This is a genomic window from Bartonella sp. TT110JLCBS (assembly GCF_042193405.1).
Lineage (GTDB): Bacteria > Pseudomonadota > Alphaproteobacteria > Rhizobiales > Rhizobiaceae > Bartonella.
This window is the reverse complement of record NZ_JBHILT010000004.1, coordinates 18,129-36,085: the sequence shown is the minus strand read 5'-3', so window position 1 is coordinate 36,085 and position 17,957 is coordinate 18,129. Positions and strand designations below refer to the sequence as shown.

The 17,957-nt window shown below is 34.0% G+C and carries 11 protein-coding genes; 2 read left to right on the top strand and 9 right to left on the bottom strand.

Annotation, left to right across the window (positions count from 1 at the left end):
* Positions 1–2 precede the first annotated feature (2 nt).
* Positions 3–488 (top strand): 30S ribosomal protein S9, encoded by a 486-nt coding sequence (rpsI, locus tag ACFILW_RS02975; protein ID WP_015856545.1) that lies wholly within the window; start codon positions 3–5, stop codon positions 486–488.
* 302 nt (positions 489–790) lie between these two features.
* Here rpsI and ACFILW_RS02970 read toward each other — a convergent pair whose 3' ends face one another.
* From ACFILW_RS02970 to ACFILW_RS02940, 7 genes are all read right to left on the bottom strand, one after another.
* Positions 791–1,156: a response regulator gene (locus ACFILW_RS02970; RefSeq protein ID WP_273724078.1), complete on the bottom strand. Its 366-nt coding sequence runs from the start codon at positions 1,154–1,156 to the stop codon at positions 791–793.
* Between the two features lie 537 nt (positions 1,157–1,693).
* Positions 1,694–2,050 carry a hypothetical protein gene (locus ACFILW_RS02965; protein WP_375685146.1) on the bottom strand — a complete coding sequence of 119 codons (357 nt, stop codon included), beginning with the start codon at positions 2,048–2,050 and terminating at the stop codon, positions 1,694–1,696.
* 913 nt (positions 2,051–2,963) lie between these two features.
* Entirely contained in the window at positions 2,964–3,323 is a 360-nt protein-coding gene (locus ACFILW_RS02960; protein WP_375622358.1) for a hypothetical protein, read from the bottom strand.
* A 2,844-nt stretch (positions 3,324–6,167) separates the two neighbouring features.
* Positions 6,168–6,956 carry an ABC-2 family transporter protein gene (locus tag ACFILW_RS02955; protein WP_375685145.1) on the bottom strand — a complete coding sequence of 263 codons (789 nt, stop codon included), beginning with the start codon at positions 6,954–6,956 and terminating at the stop codon, positions 6,168–6,170.
* Positions 6,940–7,764 carry an ABC-2 family transporter protein gene (locus ACFILW_RS02950; RefSeq protein ID WP_375685144.1) on the bottom strand — a complete coding sequence of 275 codons (825 nt, stop codon included), beginning with the start codon at positions 7,762–7,764 and terminating at the stop codon, positions 6,940–6,942. The genes ACFILW_RS02955 and ACFILW_RS02950 overlap by 17 nt, the downstream gene beginning before the upstream one ends.
* Positions 7,739–8,758 (bottom strand): ATP-binding cassette domain-containing protein, encoded by a 1,020-nt coding sequence (locus ACFILW_RS02945; RefSeq protein WP_375685143.1) that lies wholly within the window; start codon positions 8,756–8,758, stop codon positions 7,739–7,741. The genes ACFILW_RS02950 and ACFILW_RS02945 overlap by 26 nt, the downstream gene beginning before the upstream one ends.
* A gap of 797 nt (positions 8,759–9,555) precedes the next feature.
* Positions 9,556–10,539 (bottom strand): RluA family pseudouridine synthase, encoded by a 984-nt coding sequence (locus ACFILW_RS02940; protein ID WP_375622355.1) that lies wholly within the window; start codon positions 10,537–10,539, stop codon positions 9,556–9,558.
* A gap of 196 nt (positions 10,540–10,735) precedes the next feature.
* On the opposite strand from ACFILW_RS02940, the gene ACFILW_RS02935 reads away from it, so the two are divergent.
* Positions 10,736–12,517: a glucan ABC transporter ATP-binding protein/ permease gene (locus ACFILW_RS02935; protein ID WP_375685142.1), complete on the top strand. Its 1,782-nt coding sequence runs from the start codon at positions 10,736–10,738 to the stop codon at positions 12,515–12,517.
* Positions 12,518–13,742: 1,225 nt separating this feature from the next.
* Here the strand turns inward: ACFILW_RS02935 and alaS are convergent.
* Both alaS and recA read right to left on the bottom strand, forming a co-directional pair.
* Positions 13,743–16,415, bottom strand: a complete 2,673-nt coding sequence (gene alaS, locus ACFILW_RS02930; RefSeq protein WP_375685141.1) for an alanine--tRNA ligase — start codon at positions 16,413–16,415, stop codon at positions 13,743–13,745.
* A gap of 205 nt (positions 16,416–16,620) precedes the next feature.
* Complete coding sequence (gene recA / locus ACFILW_RS02925; RefSeq protein ID WP_375622352.1) at positions 16,621–17,664, bottom strand: recombinase RecA; 1,044 nt, start codon at positions 17,662–17,664, stop codon at positions 16,621–16,623.
* Between the last annotated feature and the right edge of the window lie 293 nt (positions 17,665–17,957).

Sequence of the window (17,957 nt, the reverse complement as noted above, 5' to 3'; positions counted from 1 at the left end):
TTATGGCTGAAATTAATTCTCTTTCTGAGCTTAGCATAGTAACAAGTATTACAGAAACACATGAAAATGTTGTTCCTGTTCATGTGCAAAAGCTTGATTCACAAGGACGTGCTTACGCAACAGGAAAGCGTAAAGACGCTGTTGCACGTGTATGGATTAAACCAGGTTCTGGAAAAATCACGATCAACAATAAGGAATTCGACAAATATTTTGCTCGTCCTGTTCTTAGAATGATTCTTCGTCAACCAATTGTTGCAACAAATAGGGATACCCAGTTTGATATTATTGCAACCGTTGCAGGCGGTGGTCTTTCCGGACAAGCCGGTGCAGTGCGCCATGGCATTTCCAAAGCTTTAACCTATTACGAACCAGAACTTCGCTCAATCTTGAAAAAAGGTGGGTTTCTTACCCGCGATAGCCGTGTTGTTGAACGTAAAAAATACGGTAAAGCAAAAGCCCGTCGTTCTTTCCAATTCTCAAAGCGTTAATTTCAATTTTTGTACAATGCATAAAGCCTCGAACAAAAACGGGGCTTTTTTAAACTGCTAAAACAAACGTTTCGTAGAGACAAATTTACATCTGTTAGAAGAAAACAAGAATGCAAAACAACCCATCTCCTTAGACAAGGACTAAAAAGTAGATCAAAAAATTCAAAACCTCAGTTTCAATTTTTTAAATTTATTTTGCTAATAGGCATATCCACCTGCTAAAGCACAAAAATATTTGCACGATAACTTTAGCAATCTTATAAATTTTTCAATGTTTTTTTCTATCATCACTTAACAAAGCTTTAATCCAAGAAGTGCTTTACCATTGTGATAAAATGCGGAACAGAAATAGGCTTTGACATATATTCTTCACATCCACTGGCACGAATTCTCTCCTCATCGCCTTTCATAGCAAAAGCTGTTACAGCAACAACGGGGATTGATCGAAGTTCTTCATCTTCTTTTAATTGTTTAATAACATCTATTCCAGAGACCTCTGGCAACTGGATATCCACAAGGATAAGAGATGGCATTGATGAACGCGCTAAATCTAATGCCATAAGACCATTACGCGTTTCAACAGTTTCATAACCACTCGCTTCTACAAGATCACGGAATAACTTCATATTAAGCTCATTATCTTCCACGATCATGACTTTTTTTGACATTAGTATAACTTCCACCCTTCTTAGACAAAATAGAAATGAATCTACATTCTATTTGCTTAAGATAAAATGATAAAAAAAATTGTAAACCACAAAGAGATTAAAAGCTTCCAATAAAAGCATTTTTTGCAAATATTTATAAAACGCATCGCTATACTTTTTCAGTTCATCAGCACAAAATCCACAATAACCATAAGTATTGTATTGCCCTATATTTTTTCAGTGAATAAGCACCGTTTATGAATATCTCAATTAAAGCATATACATTTTCATCATAGAAAAAATATCAAATACAAACTCAGCTCAAATGCATATTTTGAAGAGAAAAAATTTAATTAACTTTAAAAAGCAGCTGATTATTTAAATTTAATACCCCCTATGCTGCCATCCCCCCAACAATATCTTAATGATATTAAAGGATAAATTTACCAATATTATTAAAAGTAAAAATAAATAAACCGTGATTAAACCTCACGGTTTATTTAATATACAACATTCAATAACAGAACAATTCAAAATTTATCAAGGAAATATCTTTTACTACAAAGCCCATACACTTCGAACAAAAGCAGTGAATGTTCTTTCACCTACGCTTTTGCCAGGATCCGGTGGCTGTCTAGTAAAGAAATATACAAGATATGCGATGAAACCAAAAATCGCCCCCTCCAGCCCCATTAAAGCCGCAACTTTGTGGACATTTTTTTCAGTACTTGGTCTTCCAAATTGGTTAATAATCATATCAACAGCTTTAATAACTCTATTTTCCTGTGACATTATAGAAATAAAACCAGCATTTTGAAATCTATCATTTAAAGAATCAGCATTGACTCTTAAAACCTGTGAAAAGAAAATAACTACTGCAACAACACATAACATATAATTTTTAAATATTTCCATTATATAACACCTATTACAATATTTAATAAAATAATTTTTTTACTGTATATTCTAAAAAAACATCACATCATCTATCGATAATGTGTTTTTATCTTCTAAGAATAATAATATAATAAAAAATTTTTAATTATTATTTTGTATTATATTATATATAAAATATATACGTTACGTATTTATTTTAGTATTGTCAATTGTTTTATTTGTATTTTATATTGTGTAAGTTAATGGTAAAAATATATTAAGATGAAATTATTTTATTATTTTTATTATAAATTTAGCTTTATTATCATAACTATTATTATGATTTTATAATATATAAATATGTTGTTTTTAGTTGCATGTAATGTTTTTATTTTTTTATAATATAGTAAAATAAATAATTTATATAAAATAATTTTTCCTTATTGTATATTGAGAGGAAATAGCTAACCTAGTAAAAATGTAGCTCTTTGATTAGAAAAGCTAAAGGAGATAAGATAAGAGATAATATTGATGAAAAAGCCAACTTTAATCCATAAAGCCATTAAAAATTTCAACGATTTTACAACAATTCGTTTCTACAGAATCACGGAATAACCTCAGTTTAAGCTCTTTATCTTCCACGATCATGACTTTTTGATATTATTAATAGTGCTTCACGCTTTCAAAATAAAATAGAGAAATAGATAATGAATACACATTCTCTCTAACCAAAATAAGAGAATGATAAAAAGTGCAAACCTCAAAAAGACTATATTATGCCCAATAAAGTATTTCTGTAATAATATTAAAAAAGAGTCCAAGCTACAAAATTAAAGCTTAATGGGCATATTAATAAATATAAAAATAGCTAAACCGTGATTTGAAATCACGGTTTATTAATTGTGAAAGATTCAAAAACAAAATAATTTAAAGTTTATCCAATCAACATTTTTTAAGTAAGAGCCCATGCACTTCGAGCAAAAGCATCGAATGCTTTTTCACCTGCGCTTTTTCTAGGATCCGGTGGCTGTCTAGTAAAGAAATATACAAGAAATGCGATTAAACCAAAAATCGCTGGCTCCATTCCTATCAAACCAGCCACCTTTTGGACATCTTTTTCTCTGCTTTGTTCCGAAAATTGACTAATAATCGCCTTAACAGTTTTAATAACTCTATCCTTTTGTTCCATTACAGAAATAAAATCAGCGTTTTGAGATCTACCATTTAAAGAATTGGCATTGACTCCTAAAACCTGTGAAAAGAAAATAGCTACTGCAACAACACACGATATACAATGTTTAAATATTTTCATTATAATAACCTATTACAATATTTAATAAAACCTTACTCTCTAAACAGAACACATTACATCATTATCGATGTTTCATATTTTCCTATGAGAAGAGAATGGATAAATATAATACAAAAATAATTGTCATTTTGTATTATTGTTTTGTCTTTTTCATATTTAATTTATTTTGTCAATTATTCTGTTTTTGTTTTTTTAAAACTGACTGATTAGGTGATAAGATTGTATTTACAATAATACGATTATAATATTGTTTAAATTGTATTTTTCTTCAAAAAGATTGATTTTTTTAATCACAACATTTTTAAATCACAACATAAAAAATATTACTAAATTGTTTTTACACATAATGGATTTTATGTTGTTAGCATACAGTAAGCGATTTTTTTCTTATTGTATGTTGAGAGGAAATAGCTAACCGAGTAAAAATGTAACTCTTTGATTAGAAAAGCTAAAGGAGATAAGATAAGAGATAATATTGATGAAAAGACCAACTTTAATCCATAAAGCCATTAAAAATTTCAACGATTTTACAACAATTCGTTTCTACAGAATCACGGAATAACCTCAGTTTAAGCTCTTTATCTTCCACGATCATGACTTTTTGATATGCTTCACGCTTTCAAAATAAAATAGAGAAATAGATAATGAATACACATTCTCTCTCTAACCAAGGTTAAAAAGATAAAAAATGCAAACCATAAAGAAACAAAATAACACCTAATAAAAGCATTTTTTGCAAATATTTGTAATGCTCAGCATTATGTTTTTCAGTTTGTCAAAATGAACTCCACAATAATCGTAAAATTATATTATTCTATATTTTTAAGTGGATATGTAAAATTCATAAGTATCTAATGAATCTCAATAAATTAACTCAAATACGCATTTTGAAGAGAAAAACTTACGTAACTTTGATATGCATAGATTTTTTTATCTGTAAACAGTCAGTAGTTCATATACCCAATCAGAAATTTATTCTTGTGATCTTATATTGTCTCAAAACGCTTTTTGTTATACATCAATACAAGCGATGCAATAACAAATCAAAATAAAACTTACTTACGTAATTTTAAACAAAACTTTAGAATGGACCACACATGTTGTTAATGCATTGTTAAATGCAAAAAAGTTTTCAATCTTTTCAATCTCGATATCAAAAATCACATTATTTTCATCACTGATAATCATAAATATATGATCTTTATAAGTTATTTTACAACATCAAATTAAAGCATTATTTTGGTTTATTGAAAAAGAAGCTGTCTGGATTTCTCTTTATTTTTTAGCCAAATTTAAAAACATAATTTTATTAATAACATATCTCATAATCTTTATAAAAAGATACTTAAATAAAGAATGCTATAAAAAATAAAATGACTATTATTGATGTTTTTTATAACATCAGTTTTAATACTCTCTTTAGAAGCATAATATAATTTAAATAAATTTATTATCCATAAAACTTAAAATTTATGAAATAAAATATATAGAATTATAAATAATATACCATTAAAAGATATTCTAATAATATTCTTAGACACATTTTTCATTAACATATCTACTTTTATTAACATATCTACAAAATTGTTATGATTTTAGAGATACATTGCAGATATTCTATAAATTACCGTACACAATTATAAAAATGATGCACAACTCTAAAGGCCCCCCTACTAGGGCACCATTTATAGTGCTGCCTACTGCCTTCTCTTAGTGTAGCCCCCTCCGCAGCAGCAGCTACGATTAACAGGAACTATACCATCTATTTTCTATTGCAACTGCACCCGCTATACTTACGATTTCTCCAAGCACAGCACCTCCAACTGTCCCAACAAGCGCCACTATCATTACTCCTGTTTGTCCTGTAGATTTTATTGTATCCCAATAATAACCCGAAGGACGGCATGAATTACCTGAAGCACGTGATGAGCTTGAACTCTCCTTTTTCTTTTATAGAAAAACGCATCATATCGATACAATTAAATTTGATTATTACGCGTTTTAGACAATTGTCAAACCTAATTTTAAATTAAAATAAAATAAAAACACCGTACAAAAAAATAATATTCGCAAATACTATTAAAATATAACACATTAATTTTTCTTTCTCTTAACAAAATCATAAATTAAAATGAGTTTTCATAAGAAAAATTAAGAGCCTTCTCTTGATTTACTCGCACAACAAAAAAATATATTTATTACGTTATTGAAATTAATCTTTTTGCTATCGTTTTACAGCTACTTGACTTGGTGAATCCTTTTATTTTTCAAGCAATTATTGATGGAATTTTGCCTACTCAGCATGCTGAAAATCTCTATGTGATCGTTATCTTAATAATTACTATCATGTTGTTTCGCACAGCTCTTAGCTTTCTATTGAGCAACTTAAAAGCTTTATTCTATCAATTTTCTTATTGTTTAAGCAAAAACTCATCCACGTAATAATATATTGAATGCACCAACAAAATCCGCACGAATAACCACATTCTACACATATAAAAATTATCCACTTTTGACAATTTTTTAGCACTATAACCGAAAAAGAACACATCTGGCTCGTATTATGAATGATATTAAATTGTATGCCATCTTACCATTGGCTTTTGTCATCAAGCTGCCATCTAAAATCGAACAGTTTAAACCTCTGATTTCTATTTCACGCTCCTTGCCAGTAACCGTGGGAATGCGGCCTATATTATTGTTCAATCTTATCTAACAATAAAAAAAATCCTCATGTGAAAATTCTACATGCCTTATATCGCCAGAATAAATAACGATAATTTATGGTACAATAGAATTATTCACTCAATTTTTTTTATTTTTATAATCATGCTGACTTTTATCTCATCCCCCTAATCCATTAAATTTACGCATTGTTTTCTTATAACTTATGAAAATCATGACCATGGAAAGAAAAGCGCTCAACAGAAGATATCCAATATTCCATTCGCCTTTACCAAGCAACAATGACACAGGCAAGGAAGCAGAAAAAGCCATAGGAAGCATAAACAAAAGCCATTTTACGATGCTTAAAGGATAAATTCCTATTGGTACAAATGAAAGCTCGTAAATCATTTCATGAAAATATTCGACAGGCATCTTACGGCTAATAATAAATGTTATAAAATTAAACATCATGAAAAAACAAATATTGACAATAAAAACACAAAATATTGCAACAATAAAAGAGATCCATCTTAGCTTAAGATCGGATATATTCGGTAATGATACAAATAAATAGGCACTAACATAAAGAACAAAGAGCTTGATCAGATTAAGAGGTTTACACCAACCAAATAACATCAACAACCAGATTGAAACGGGCTTTATCAAGTATGGTTCAATTTTACCATCCGCTACTTTTTCAAAAAACGTTTCAATAGAATTAGTAAAAATATTCAAAAATATTCCAAGTAAAACAAAGACAACAAAGATAAAATGGATTTCATCTCTGCTATAGTTACCGATCTTTCTTGAAAAAGAAGATATTCTATCAATAAATATGAATTGAATAAAATAATAGCATAGAGAAAGAATAAACTCCCCAGCAAAATTCTTACCATAAACAATCTGTCGGCGGATATTCAAACTGATAAAATGAAGGATTATTTTCATCTCAACCACCCGCTCCATTATATGCTTTCATCCCTTTATTCCAAGCAATATGAATTAAGCATAAAAAACACAAAATATAAGTAAAACTTCCGAAAATAAACTGCTGAAACAACGCTAAATTTTGCGTCGCGAAAAACTCGGCAGGAGCGGATATCATGAAACGATAAGGATTAAATTGCATAAGCGGAATAAGCCACACCGGCCAAAAAGATGGTGGTAAAAGAACACCCCCAAGAAGCGCTGAACTGAGAATACTGAAAGAGAGTAATATATTGTACTCAATCACCCAAAAGCTTAATAAGGCAATTCCAAAAGAGAGTAAAAAACAAAGCAATTGTGATAGAATAACAACCAGAAAAAAGAACAGAAAAGCGATGACCAATCCCAGAATATTTTCATAGGATAAAACAAGCTTAACAACAAAAAGAGCCAATAACGGGATGCTATATAATACACTCTCCCCTAAAAAAGTAAAAAGCATTTGTGTCATATAACTAAAGGGCTTTGTAAGATATACTTCTAATTGACCTTCTTTAACATGATGAGAGAAAAACTTAATCACATTATAACCATTATTTAAGCGACCTAGGACTAAAGCAAAAGCATAATAATACATCATATCATAAAAGCTAAAGCCATTGATGGTGTTGCCCGTATCAGAGAAAAGTGCATTCCATAATAGAAGTTGAATAACAAATGGCGAAAGTGTCCCAATGATAATATCGGTAAAAAACATTGCTCTATCACTTAGAACAGTGAGTAATCCATTCTTGGCAAAAAGAAACATACCAAAGCAGTGGTTAGATAAATTCTTTAAATTTAACACGGAGCATCTCTTCAAGCGAGGGAGTGGATACAGAGAACGTACAGTTCAATTCGGTTGTAATTTCGCGTACAAAACGCGCAAAATCCTCACGGGGCAGAGAAACCTCCAGCGAGCATTCTTCAGCGTTAAAGTGCTTATCTTTTAAAGGAGTAGATAATTTCAACGCAATCTCATCAATTTTTTCTACAACAGCTGAAGGTGCAGCCATATGTTCACAAAAAAGTGTCATTCTCACCAAAGAAGGAATGACATTTTTAAGCGCATGAAGATTACCATGAAACTGTTTCTTTCCTTTATGCAAAAGAATAATATCATCGACGTATCCATCAATATCTCCCATATCATGACTTGTGATAATATACCCAGTGCCACGCTCCTTTTTCAGTTTTTTAAGAAGCTCCCTGATTTCATGCTTAGATGTAATATCAAGACCAATACTTGGCTCATCGAGAAACAACAGTTTAGGTCTAAAGGAGAGATTAAATGCCAATTCACTTTTCACTCTCTCACCCAGACTAAGCATCCGCACTGGCTTATCCATAATACGCTCAAGACCCAGCAACTCAGTAATCTCTTTAAGATCACGGGTAAAAGAGGCGCATTTAAGACCATATAATGGTTGAACCATATCCAGACTGTAGCGTAAGGGCAAATCCCACCATAAACAATTCTTGTGACCAAAGACCACACCCAAGGACTTGAACAGATTTTTCTTCGCTTTATAAGGATCAACACCAAGGACTTTAACACATCCCTCATCAGCGTATTGTATACCAGAAAGTATTTTAATCAGTGTCGATTTACCCGCTCCGTTAGGGCCAAGAATTGCTAACGATTGCCCTGAAAAGAGGGTAAAACTCATATCTTTTAACACATGATGATTTGTATAAACCGGCTTGAAGAGAGAAAACACCTTGTTTTTAAAACCAATTCCTCTGTCAATGTTGCGATATACTTTTGAGACGTTATTAACGTCAATCAATAATGATCCCATCAGTCACTCCTCATTTCAACTTATCCCCCCTTTGAATGTTCCCATAATAAATATCTGTTTTTGTTCACTAGAAAAAACAAAAGTGTTCAAGCCCTCCTTAGAGCAATAAAACGCACCTGACGTTTTATCTCCAATTTTTTGTCTAGATATTTTTTCAATGTGATGAGCTCACTTCAATGAAGCATTAAGATACTAAAAACTTATTTCTTCTTTTATGAAAAATAATCTTTTGGATAAACTAAGTAAGTAGAAAAATAATTGCTCATTGAAAGGAAAACTTTGCTAAGAAGGCTTCATTGTGTAAGCAAAGATACAAAGCATAAGTCTATACTATAAGCATATCGAACCACATTGATAATAAAACAAAACTCCTTGACAACAGGAATTTTTTGAGAGGCTATTTTTCCTCAGCATTACTATAAAATGCCTCCATTATTCCCCATGAAAAAACTAAAATTGCTTTCACTATTTTAGTAAATATCTTTCAGATTTTATCTAACTCATCTCCCTCAACAGACACGCCCCCCCAATAATATGACCTCTGTAGATAATTCAAAGGAGCAGCTTCATAAACTCAGATTATTAAACGATACGCCATATCCAAAAATAACAATACAATCAATATGAATAAAGAGCTGTAGAAAGAAAGCCATGATATTCGAAAATTTTATCACTCAAAAACACAATTTTCTCATAGCGATTGACTTATCAAAAACTTTCTTCAAATGATGCCCTATTCATCTTATCAAATTTATAGACAAAATTTGTATCAATCAAAAAGAACAAATGAAGTTTGTTTAGTCGGTTTCAGCATCACTCTCATTAAAAGACAAAAGATTAAAACTTTGAACCATATGAGGTGGTAAAGGTGCAACAATGTCCAATATTCCTCCTGAAGGATGAGGAATACGAATACGACGTGCATGAAGATGAAGACGATTTTGAATTCCTCCTGGTAATGTCCAATTACTATCAGAAAAAAAATACTTTGTATCGCCAATGATAGGATGATCCATATGGGCAGCATGCACACGAAGCTGATGTGTTCTCCCAGTATAGGGTTCCATTTCAAGCCACGAAAGAGTCCGCCCTCGCGTATCTAAAACGCGATAGTAGGAAACCGCATGATGTGAATCTGGCTCCCCATGTTCACAAACACGCATTTTGTCACCTTGTGCAGTCATTTCCTTAACCATCCACGTTGAAATTTTGTCCTGCTTTTTTTTAGGCACGCCCCGAACCAACGCCCAATAAGTCTTTTTTGTTTCTCGCGCTCTAAAAGCAGCTGTTAAGGACTGAGCAGCTCCCCTTGATCGCGCAACAATAAGCACCCCCGACGTCTCACGATCAAGACGATGAACCAAACGTGGCTTTTCACCTTTTTTATTGCGCCATACCTCAAGCATACTATCCATATGACGTGTTAAACCAGAGCCTCCTTGTACAGCCAACCCAGCTGGTTTATTAAAAACAAATACCTTTGGGTCTTCATAAAGCAGCATTTTTTTCAAAACGGTTCCATCATCCTGCCCACGGAGGGTTTTATCCGTTATTGGAAGACTTTCTTTGTCATCAATAGGGAGAGGTGGAATACGAACAGACTGCCCTATACAAAGACGCGTATCGGCTTTAACACGTCCACCATCAACCCGTATCTGACCAGAACGCAACAATTTTTGCAAAATTCCAAACCCAAGTCCTGGATAATGCACTTTAAACCAGCGATCTAAGCGCATTCCATTTTCATCTGCCTCAACTTTTTTTATTTCTACGCCTGCCATAAAAGTTCCCTTGCCTGATGTCTATTTTTGCGCCTTTATAAACACAAAAATTCATATTTTAGTTGGCTTTATCACACCATATTACAGTTAGTATCCAAAATTGCCTTTTCTTAACGTTCAAATTTTATTAGCTAAAAATTAAGCGTTATAAAAATCAACAGCCTTTACGCTTAACAGCGAATGGAGATAATTAACAGTGTCCTTATTCAAAACCTATGCACGTGTTCTCACTTACCTAAACAGAGAAAAAAATGCATCCCTTTTAATCTGTACTGCTAATGTTATGTTAGCGATTATCACCATTGCAGAACCTATTTTATTTGGACGCGTTATTGATTCTATTACAGAAAAATTAGCTATCCTCCCTACTCTTGCCATTTGGGTTGGTTTTGGACTTTCACATATTATCGCTTATGTCCTTGTTGCTCGCGGTGCAGACCGCTTAGCCCATAGACGTCGCTTAACGGTTTTAACGGAATCTTTCGAACGTATCATTGCCATGCCTTTAATTTGGCATCAACAACGTGGGACTTCCAACGCACTCCATACACTTTTGCGCGCTATAGATTCCATGTCAACCATATGGCTTGATTTTATGCGCCAACATCTCTCAACACTTGTCGCCTTATTGGTTCTCATCCCCATAGCCTTTAATATGAATTGGCGTCTTTCAATAGTCTTGGTTGTGCTTGCCATCATTTATGTATTAATTGCACGTTTAGTGATGCGAAAAACAAAAGACGGACAAGCCGCTGTAGAATGCTACCACCACAACCTTTTTAAACATGTCAGTGATTCAATCTCTAATGTTTCCATTGTACAAAGTTATAACCGAATAAAAGAAGAAACTTCTATACTGCATCAACATACAAATGCTCTTCTTAAAGCACAAAATCCTGTTCTCAATTGGTGGGCGCTCGCCAGTGGCTTAAATCGAATGGCTTCAACAATTTCAATCGTTTGTGTTCTTCTCCTTGGAGCTTTTTTTGTTGCAAAAGATCAATTACGGGTAGGTGAAGTCGTTGCTTTTGTTGGATTTGCACAACTCATGATTAGCCGCCTAGACCAAATGAGCAATTTTATTAATTGTGCAATATCCTCACAAGCAAAACTGCAAGAATTTTTTGAAATGGAAGACTCAACCTTTCATATTAACGAACCGCAAAATCTTCCTTCCCTCCAAAATGTTAAAGGCGCCATACAATTTCATCACGTGACCTATCAATTCCCAAATTCTTCTCAAGGTGTTTTTGATATTTCCTTTGAGGTTAAAGCAGGACAAACTGTTGCGATTGTAGGACCAACAGGGGCTGGAAAAACAACATTGATCAATCTGTTGCAGCGCGTATACGACCCTACCCTTGGGCATATCTCCATTGATGGAATAAATATATGCTCAATCAATCGCGAATCTTTACGCAAATCTTTAGCAACAGTATTTCAAGACTCGGGTCTTTTCAACCGTACTATTCATGACAATATCTCAATAGGAAAAGCGAGCGCAACGAATGAAGAACTTTATGAAGCCGCAAAAATAGCAGAAGCTCACGATTTTATTCTAAAAAAAGCTGACTGTTATAATACAATGGTGGGCGAACGAGGATCTCAATTATCCGGTGGAGAAAAACAGCGACTAGCAATTGCACGCGCTGTTTTAAAAAATGCCCCTATTCTCATTCTAGATGAAGCAACAAGCGCTCTTGATGTTGAAACAGAAGCACGTGTCAAAGATGCTCTCGATTGCATAAGCCATAACCGCACTACTTTTATTATAGCACATCGCCTCTCAACAGTACGCAATGCTGATGTGATACTCTTTCTGGATCATGGTCACTTAATGGAAAAAGGAAACTTTCAAGAATTGATCGATAAAGGGGGACGTTTCTCTAATTTTTTAAAGGCAAGTGGTTTAACAATCAAACCACCAGAAAGAGAAGGAGAAAATGTTATCCCCTTACATGAAGCCATAGCATCATAAAATTGATACTCTTTTTCAAGCAAAAAAATCCTCCTCAAGGTAACAAGAGTGCTTATATGATACAAGTAAAAAGATTTCTAAAAATGCCACAATCCATTTTAGGTATTTCAGAAAAATATTAAAACAGTTTAGTATTTTCTCTGCTATTGCAATTTTACTAGATTAGAACAAAAATATTTTCCTCTATCTGTGCATATTGACGAGTATACATTCTCATTTAGGGAAAATGTAAAGGTAAAAATAATTTCCAGTTTTACCGTCTTCTTTTAACTCAGCTTTACAAATTTCAAAACGAACTAAAGAAATATCTTTTAAATAATGAATATTATGTATTGCTTTGCACTTTTGTTTATCACGTTCTTTATAGTCCTCTCATAAAGAACAGAACATCATTGTTTTGCACATTCATACGACTTTTTTAAGAAACATTTTTCAATGCTCTTAAGCCCATTTCACAACGACATTCGTGAGTGGTTTTGATTAATTTAACATACACAGAATTTGAAATAATAAAATCCTACGAATATTCGTAGCTCTTATTCAAAAGATAAAATGATAAATTATCATTATAACTCAATGTATTAAAGCAATTTTATCATAAATAAATTAAATATTAATCTAAATCTTTAGATTTATGTGATATTCCTTTGATTTATATTGATAATTCATTACTTTATAACTTGAAATAAAGATTTATAAAGATAGGAGAATATTCTTTTCAAAACCTTTTAATAATAAACCAAAAACTGTGTACATAACAAGCAAAATGAAAACAATAGCTCTAAGATATAACAACTCTTTTATAAGTCTTTTCAAGGAAAGAGATTTTATTCATTTGAAAACTAATCGAATAATGACAGCTTATAATTTTATAAGGATAATCGTATGCAATAAATCTTGTATTTTTCCTTTCATAAAAAGAGATATTTCTTTAAAAAATCTATAAGAACAACACAATAACTAGTCTTCTTAGTAAAAGAATACACAGCAAAGCATGAAGTGCTGAATAATCTATCTTATCTTAAAAAAGTGACTCCTGAAACGCTTGGAAGCTATAAAGCCAAATGATACAGTGGTGATAAAGACAAACACTGTCTTTATCTTTACAATTGTATTTTCCCCAATTACGCTGTATCTGCATTTCAGAAATACACCAGACAGATATTCATGATACATAGATGCCAACCCAATATAACAATGTGAAAAACACCTATGCAGAATGATTTCATTCTTTAATTTTTCCCAGAAAATCTTTTAGTGCCGCAAATGCCTCATCAGCTTTGTTCCCCTCAGGACCACCAGCCTGCGCCATATCAGGACGGCCACCTCCACCTTTACCACCAAGCATCTCTGAAAGAATACGAACGAGATCTACAGCATTTAACTTATCCGTTAAATCATCCGTAACACCGACAACAGCACTCCCTTTTCCATCCTCCGAGACACTAATAAACGCAACCACTCCAGATCCGATTTGTTTTTTCTCAGAATCGACGAGCGCCTTAAGATCCCGTGGTAAAATATTTTTAACAACGCGTCCGGTAAAAGAAAACCCATTGATGATGATAATATCACCTTGGCTCCTTTCTGTTATTCCACCACTCAACATCATTTTCTTGCGTACATCATTCAATTCTTTTTCAAGTTTACGACGATCATCAAGCAAAATTCGCACCCGTTCTTCCACACCAGCAGAAGAAGTTTTTAAAAGATCAGCAATTTCATGAATACGTTCATCTTGGCGGCTAAGATAAAGACGTGCTTCTTTGCCTGTTAAAGCTTCAATACGCCGCACTCCAGCTGAAACAGAACTTTCAGAAACAATATGAATTAAACCAATATCACCTGTTTGCTCCACATGAGTCCCTCCACAAAGCTCAATTGACCAACGCTTTTTTAATCCTCCCAGTTCAAGGAGCTCCCCCATAGAAACAACGCGAACTTCATCACCATATTTTTCCCCAAACAATGCCATGGCTCCTTCAGAAATTGCATCATCTACAGCCATGAGACGCGTTACGACCTTACTATTTTGCAAAACAATCTCATTGGCTAAATCTTCTATTTTTTTCAACTCTTCTGGTGAAACGGATTTTGGATGAGAAAAATCAAAACGCAACCGATCTGGCGATACAAGAGAGCCCTTTTGAGTAACATGATCCCCCAATATTTGGCGTAAAGCTTCGTGTAACAAATGAGTAGCAGAGTGATTCGCACGAATTTTCTTACGACGAACAATATCAACCGTTAATTCGACACAATCAGACCTCGATGCCTGACCAGATTTCACCTCCCCAATATGGATAAAAACACCATCACCCTTTCTTTGGGTATCATGCACCTCAAAAATAAAATTTTCACCAGAAATAATACCGCTATCACCAATTTGCCCTCCAGATTCACCATAAAAAGGTGTCTGATTAACAACAAGCATAGCTTTCTGACCTGAAGAAATATGATCAACAATTTTACCATCACACACAAGAGCTGTAAGAATTCCTTCAGCTTTTTCTGTTTCATAACCCAAAAATTCTGTAGCCCCCACTTGATCACGAACAGAAAACCAGATCTTTTCTGTTACAGCTTCCCCAGAACCAGACCAATTGGCACGCGCTTCCTCTTTTTGACGTTCCATCGCTTTATCAAAGGTATCAACATCAACAGATATTCCACGACGCCGCAAAACATCTTGCGTCAAATCAAGCGGAAAACCATAGGTATCATAGAGCTTGAAAGCAACTTCACCATTCAAATAGTCCCCTTCTTTAAGATTAGTACTTGCTTCGTTCAACAAACCAAGTCCTCGTTCAAGCGTTTTACGAAACTGTATTTCTTCTAACTTCAAAATTTCTGAAATCAAAGATTCTGCACGCACCAATTCAGGATAAGCTTGTCCCATTTCGCGAATTAAAGCAGGCAAAAGTCGCCACATTAAGGGCTCTTTAGCACCAAAAAGATGGGCATGACGCATAGCACGGCGCATAATACGACGTAAAACATATCCTCTTCCTTCATTAGAAGGAAGCACACCATCAGCAATCAAAAATGCAGATGAGCGAAGATGATCAGCAATAACACGATGGCTGGCAATAAAATCACCCTTTGCCTCAATCCCTGTAATTTCTTCTGACGCAGCAATTAATGCACGAAAAAGATCAATGTCATAATTATCATGAACACCCTGTAAAACAGCAGCAATACGCTCTAATCCCATGCCTGTATCAATAGAAGGATGAGGTAAGTTAACACGTTCTTCCTTGGAAACTTGCTCATACTGCATAAAAACAAGATTCCAAATCTCAATAAAGCGATCCCCATCTTCAGTAGCACTTCCAGGAGGACCGCCCCAGATTTCATCACCATGATCATAAAAGATCTCCGAACAAGGCCCACAAGGTCCTGTTTCTCCCATCGACCAAAAATTATCAGCCGTCGCAATACGAACAATTTTTTCATCTGGAAGACCAGAAATTTTACGCCACAGTTCGGCAGCAACATCATCACTCTGATAAACTGTCACCAATAATTTATCTTTTGGCAGGCGAAATTCCTTTGTTAAAAGATTCCATGATAAAAAAATGGCTTCTTCTTTAAAATAATCACCGAAAGAAAAATTACCCAGCATTTCAAAAAATGTATGATGGCGCGCCGTATAACCAACATTATCAAGATCATTATGCTTTCCACCCGCACGAACACATTTTTGTGCCGTTGTTGCCTGCGTATAAGGGGGCTGTTCAAGCCCAGTAAAAACATTTTTAAACTGCACCATCCCTGCATTTGTAAACATAAGTGTAGGATCATTACGTGGAACGAGAGGGCTAGAAGAAAGAACTTTATGCCCATTACGATGAAAATAATCCAAAAATGTTGACCGAATATTATTAACACTATTCATGTTGACACCTGCTCAATACAGCACAAAACCATAAAAGAAAAATCCCCCCTCATTAAATCCTCTTCGCCACGCATGGAGTCAATTTAATCAAAAATGGAATATTTGTTTTAAAAAATTGAGAATAAAATGACTGCGTATTTAAAAACTCAAACAAAAAACAGAAAAATCTTAAAGGAAAAAAAATATAGACGAAAAAAACGCCCCATCAAATAGCTTCATCACTTTCTGTATTTTCTGACCCTGCATTTTCTAGCAGTTCAATGGCAATCAAACCAGCATTTTGGCGCAAAGCCGCTTCAATTTCTGCTGCGACTTCCGCATGTTCACGTAAAAACTGCTTTGCATTTTCACGTCCCTGTCCTAAACGCTGAGAATTATAAGAAAACCATGCACCAGATTTTTCCACAATGCCAACCTTGACACCCAAATCAATCAATTCACCTACTTTGGAAATACCTTCACCATAAATAATATCAAACTCAACCTGTTTGAATGGAGGTGCCAATTTATTTTTCACCACTTTAACGCGCGTCTGATTACCAACGATTGAATCCCTATCTTTAATGGATCCAATGCGACGAATATCTAAACGAACAGAAGCATAAAACTTTAAAGCGTTTCCACCCGTTGTCGTTTCAGGAGAACCAAACATCACACCAATTTTCATGCGAATTTGATTAATAAAAACAACCATACAGTTAGAGCGAAAAATTGCTGCGGTTAATTTTCGTAACGCTTTACTCATTAACCGAGCTTGCAATCCGGGCAAAGCATCACCCATTTCACCGTCAATTTCTGCTCGCGGTGTTAAAGCTGCGACAGAATCCACAACAAGCACATCAACTGCACCAGAACGAACCAACGTTTCTGTAATTTCCAATGCCTGTTCACCGGTATCTGGCTGAGAAATGAACAAGTTTTCTAAATCAACACCAAGCTTACGCGCATAAATAGGATCAAGCGCATGCTCTGCATCAATAAAAGCACAAATCCCACCACCTTTCTGTGCCTCAGCAATAGCATGGAGAGCCAATGTTGTTTTCCCAGAACTTTCTGGTCCATAAATCTCAACAATACGCCCCTTCGGTAATCCACCAATCCCTAAAGCAATATCCAAGGATAACGACCCTGTTGGAACTGTTTCGATTTCAACAACCTGCTCTTTTTGCCCAAGACGCATAATCGAGCCTTTACCAAAAGAACGTTCAATTTGTGAGAGAGCAGCATCGAGAGCTTTTGTTTTATCCACGATTATATCCTTGACCGATTCATAATAACCTAAAACTTTAGTGTACACTGTACTTTTAATTTAACTAAAGGCTTGAGTTTAGATTTTCACAGACTATTTCCATTCTTATCTTCACATTATGTCCATAAACATTCATGACCATCACAATAAAGAATTGGCATTGCTTATCTTATGACACAAAATAAATTCCAATAAAACAATACTTCCATAGGAGAGCAAGTTAACATATTTATATCTCTCTAGAAAAGGAACAATTTAATTTTAAACACAATGTTCTACAGCCCTTCTGCTTA

Coding starts and splice junctions, on each gene's coding strand:
- ACFILW_RS02955 (WP_375685145.1), bottom strand. CDS start 6,956: ATGGAGCGGGTGGTTGAGATGAAAATAATCCTTCATTTTATCAGTTTG.
- ACFILW_RS02970 (WP_273724078.1), bottom strand. CDS start 1,156: ATGTCAAAAAAAGTCATGATCGTGGAAGATAATGAGCTTAATATGAAG.
- ACFILW_RS02965 (WP_375685146.1), bottom strand. CDS start 2,050: ATGGAAATATTTAAAAATTATATGTTATGTGTTGTTGCAGTAGTTATT.
- alaS (WP_375685141.1), bottom strand. CDS start 16,415: ATGAATAGTGTTAATAATATTCGGTCAACATTTTTGGATTATTTTCAT.
- ACFILW_RS02960 (WP_375622358.1), bottom strand. CDS start 3,323: ATGAAAATATTTAAACATTGTATATCGTGTGTTGTTGCAGTAGCTATT.
- ACFILW_RS02940 (WP_375622355.1), bottom strand. CDS start 10,539: ATGGCAGGCGTAGAAATAAAAAAAGTTGAGGCAGATGAAAATGGAATG.
- ACFILW_RS02945 (WP_375685143.1), bottom strand. CDS start 8,758: ATGGGATCATTATTGATTGACGTTAATAACGTCTCAAAAGTATATCGC.
- rpsI (WP_015856545.1), top strand. CDS start 3: ATGGCTGAAATTAATTCTCTTTCTGAGCTTAGCATAGTAACAAGTATT.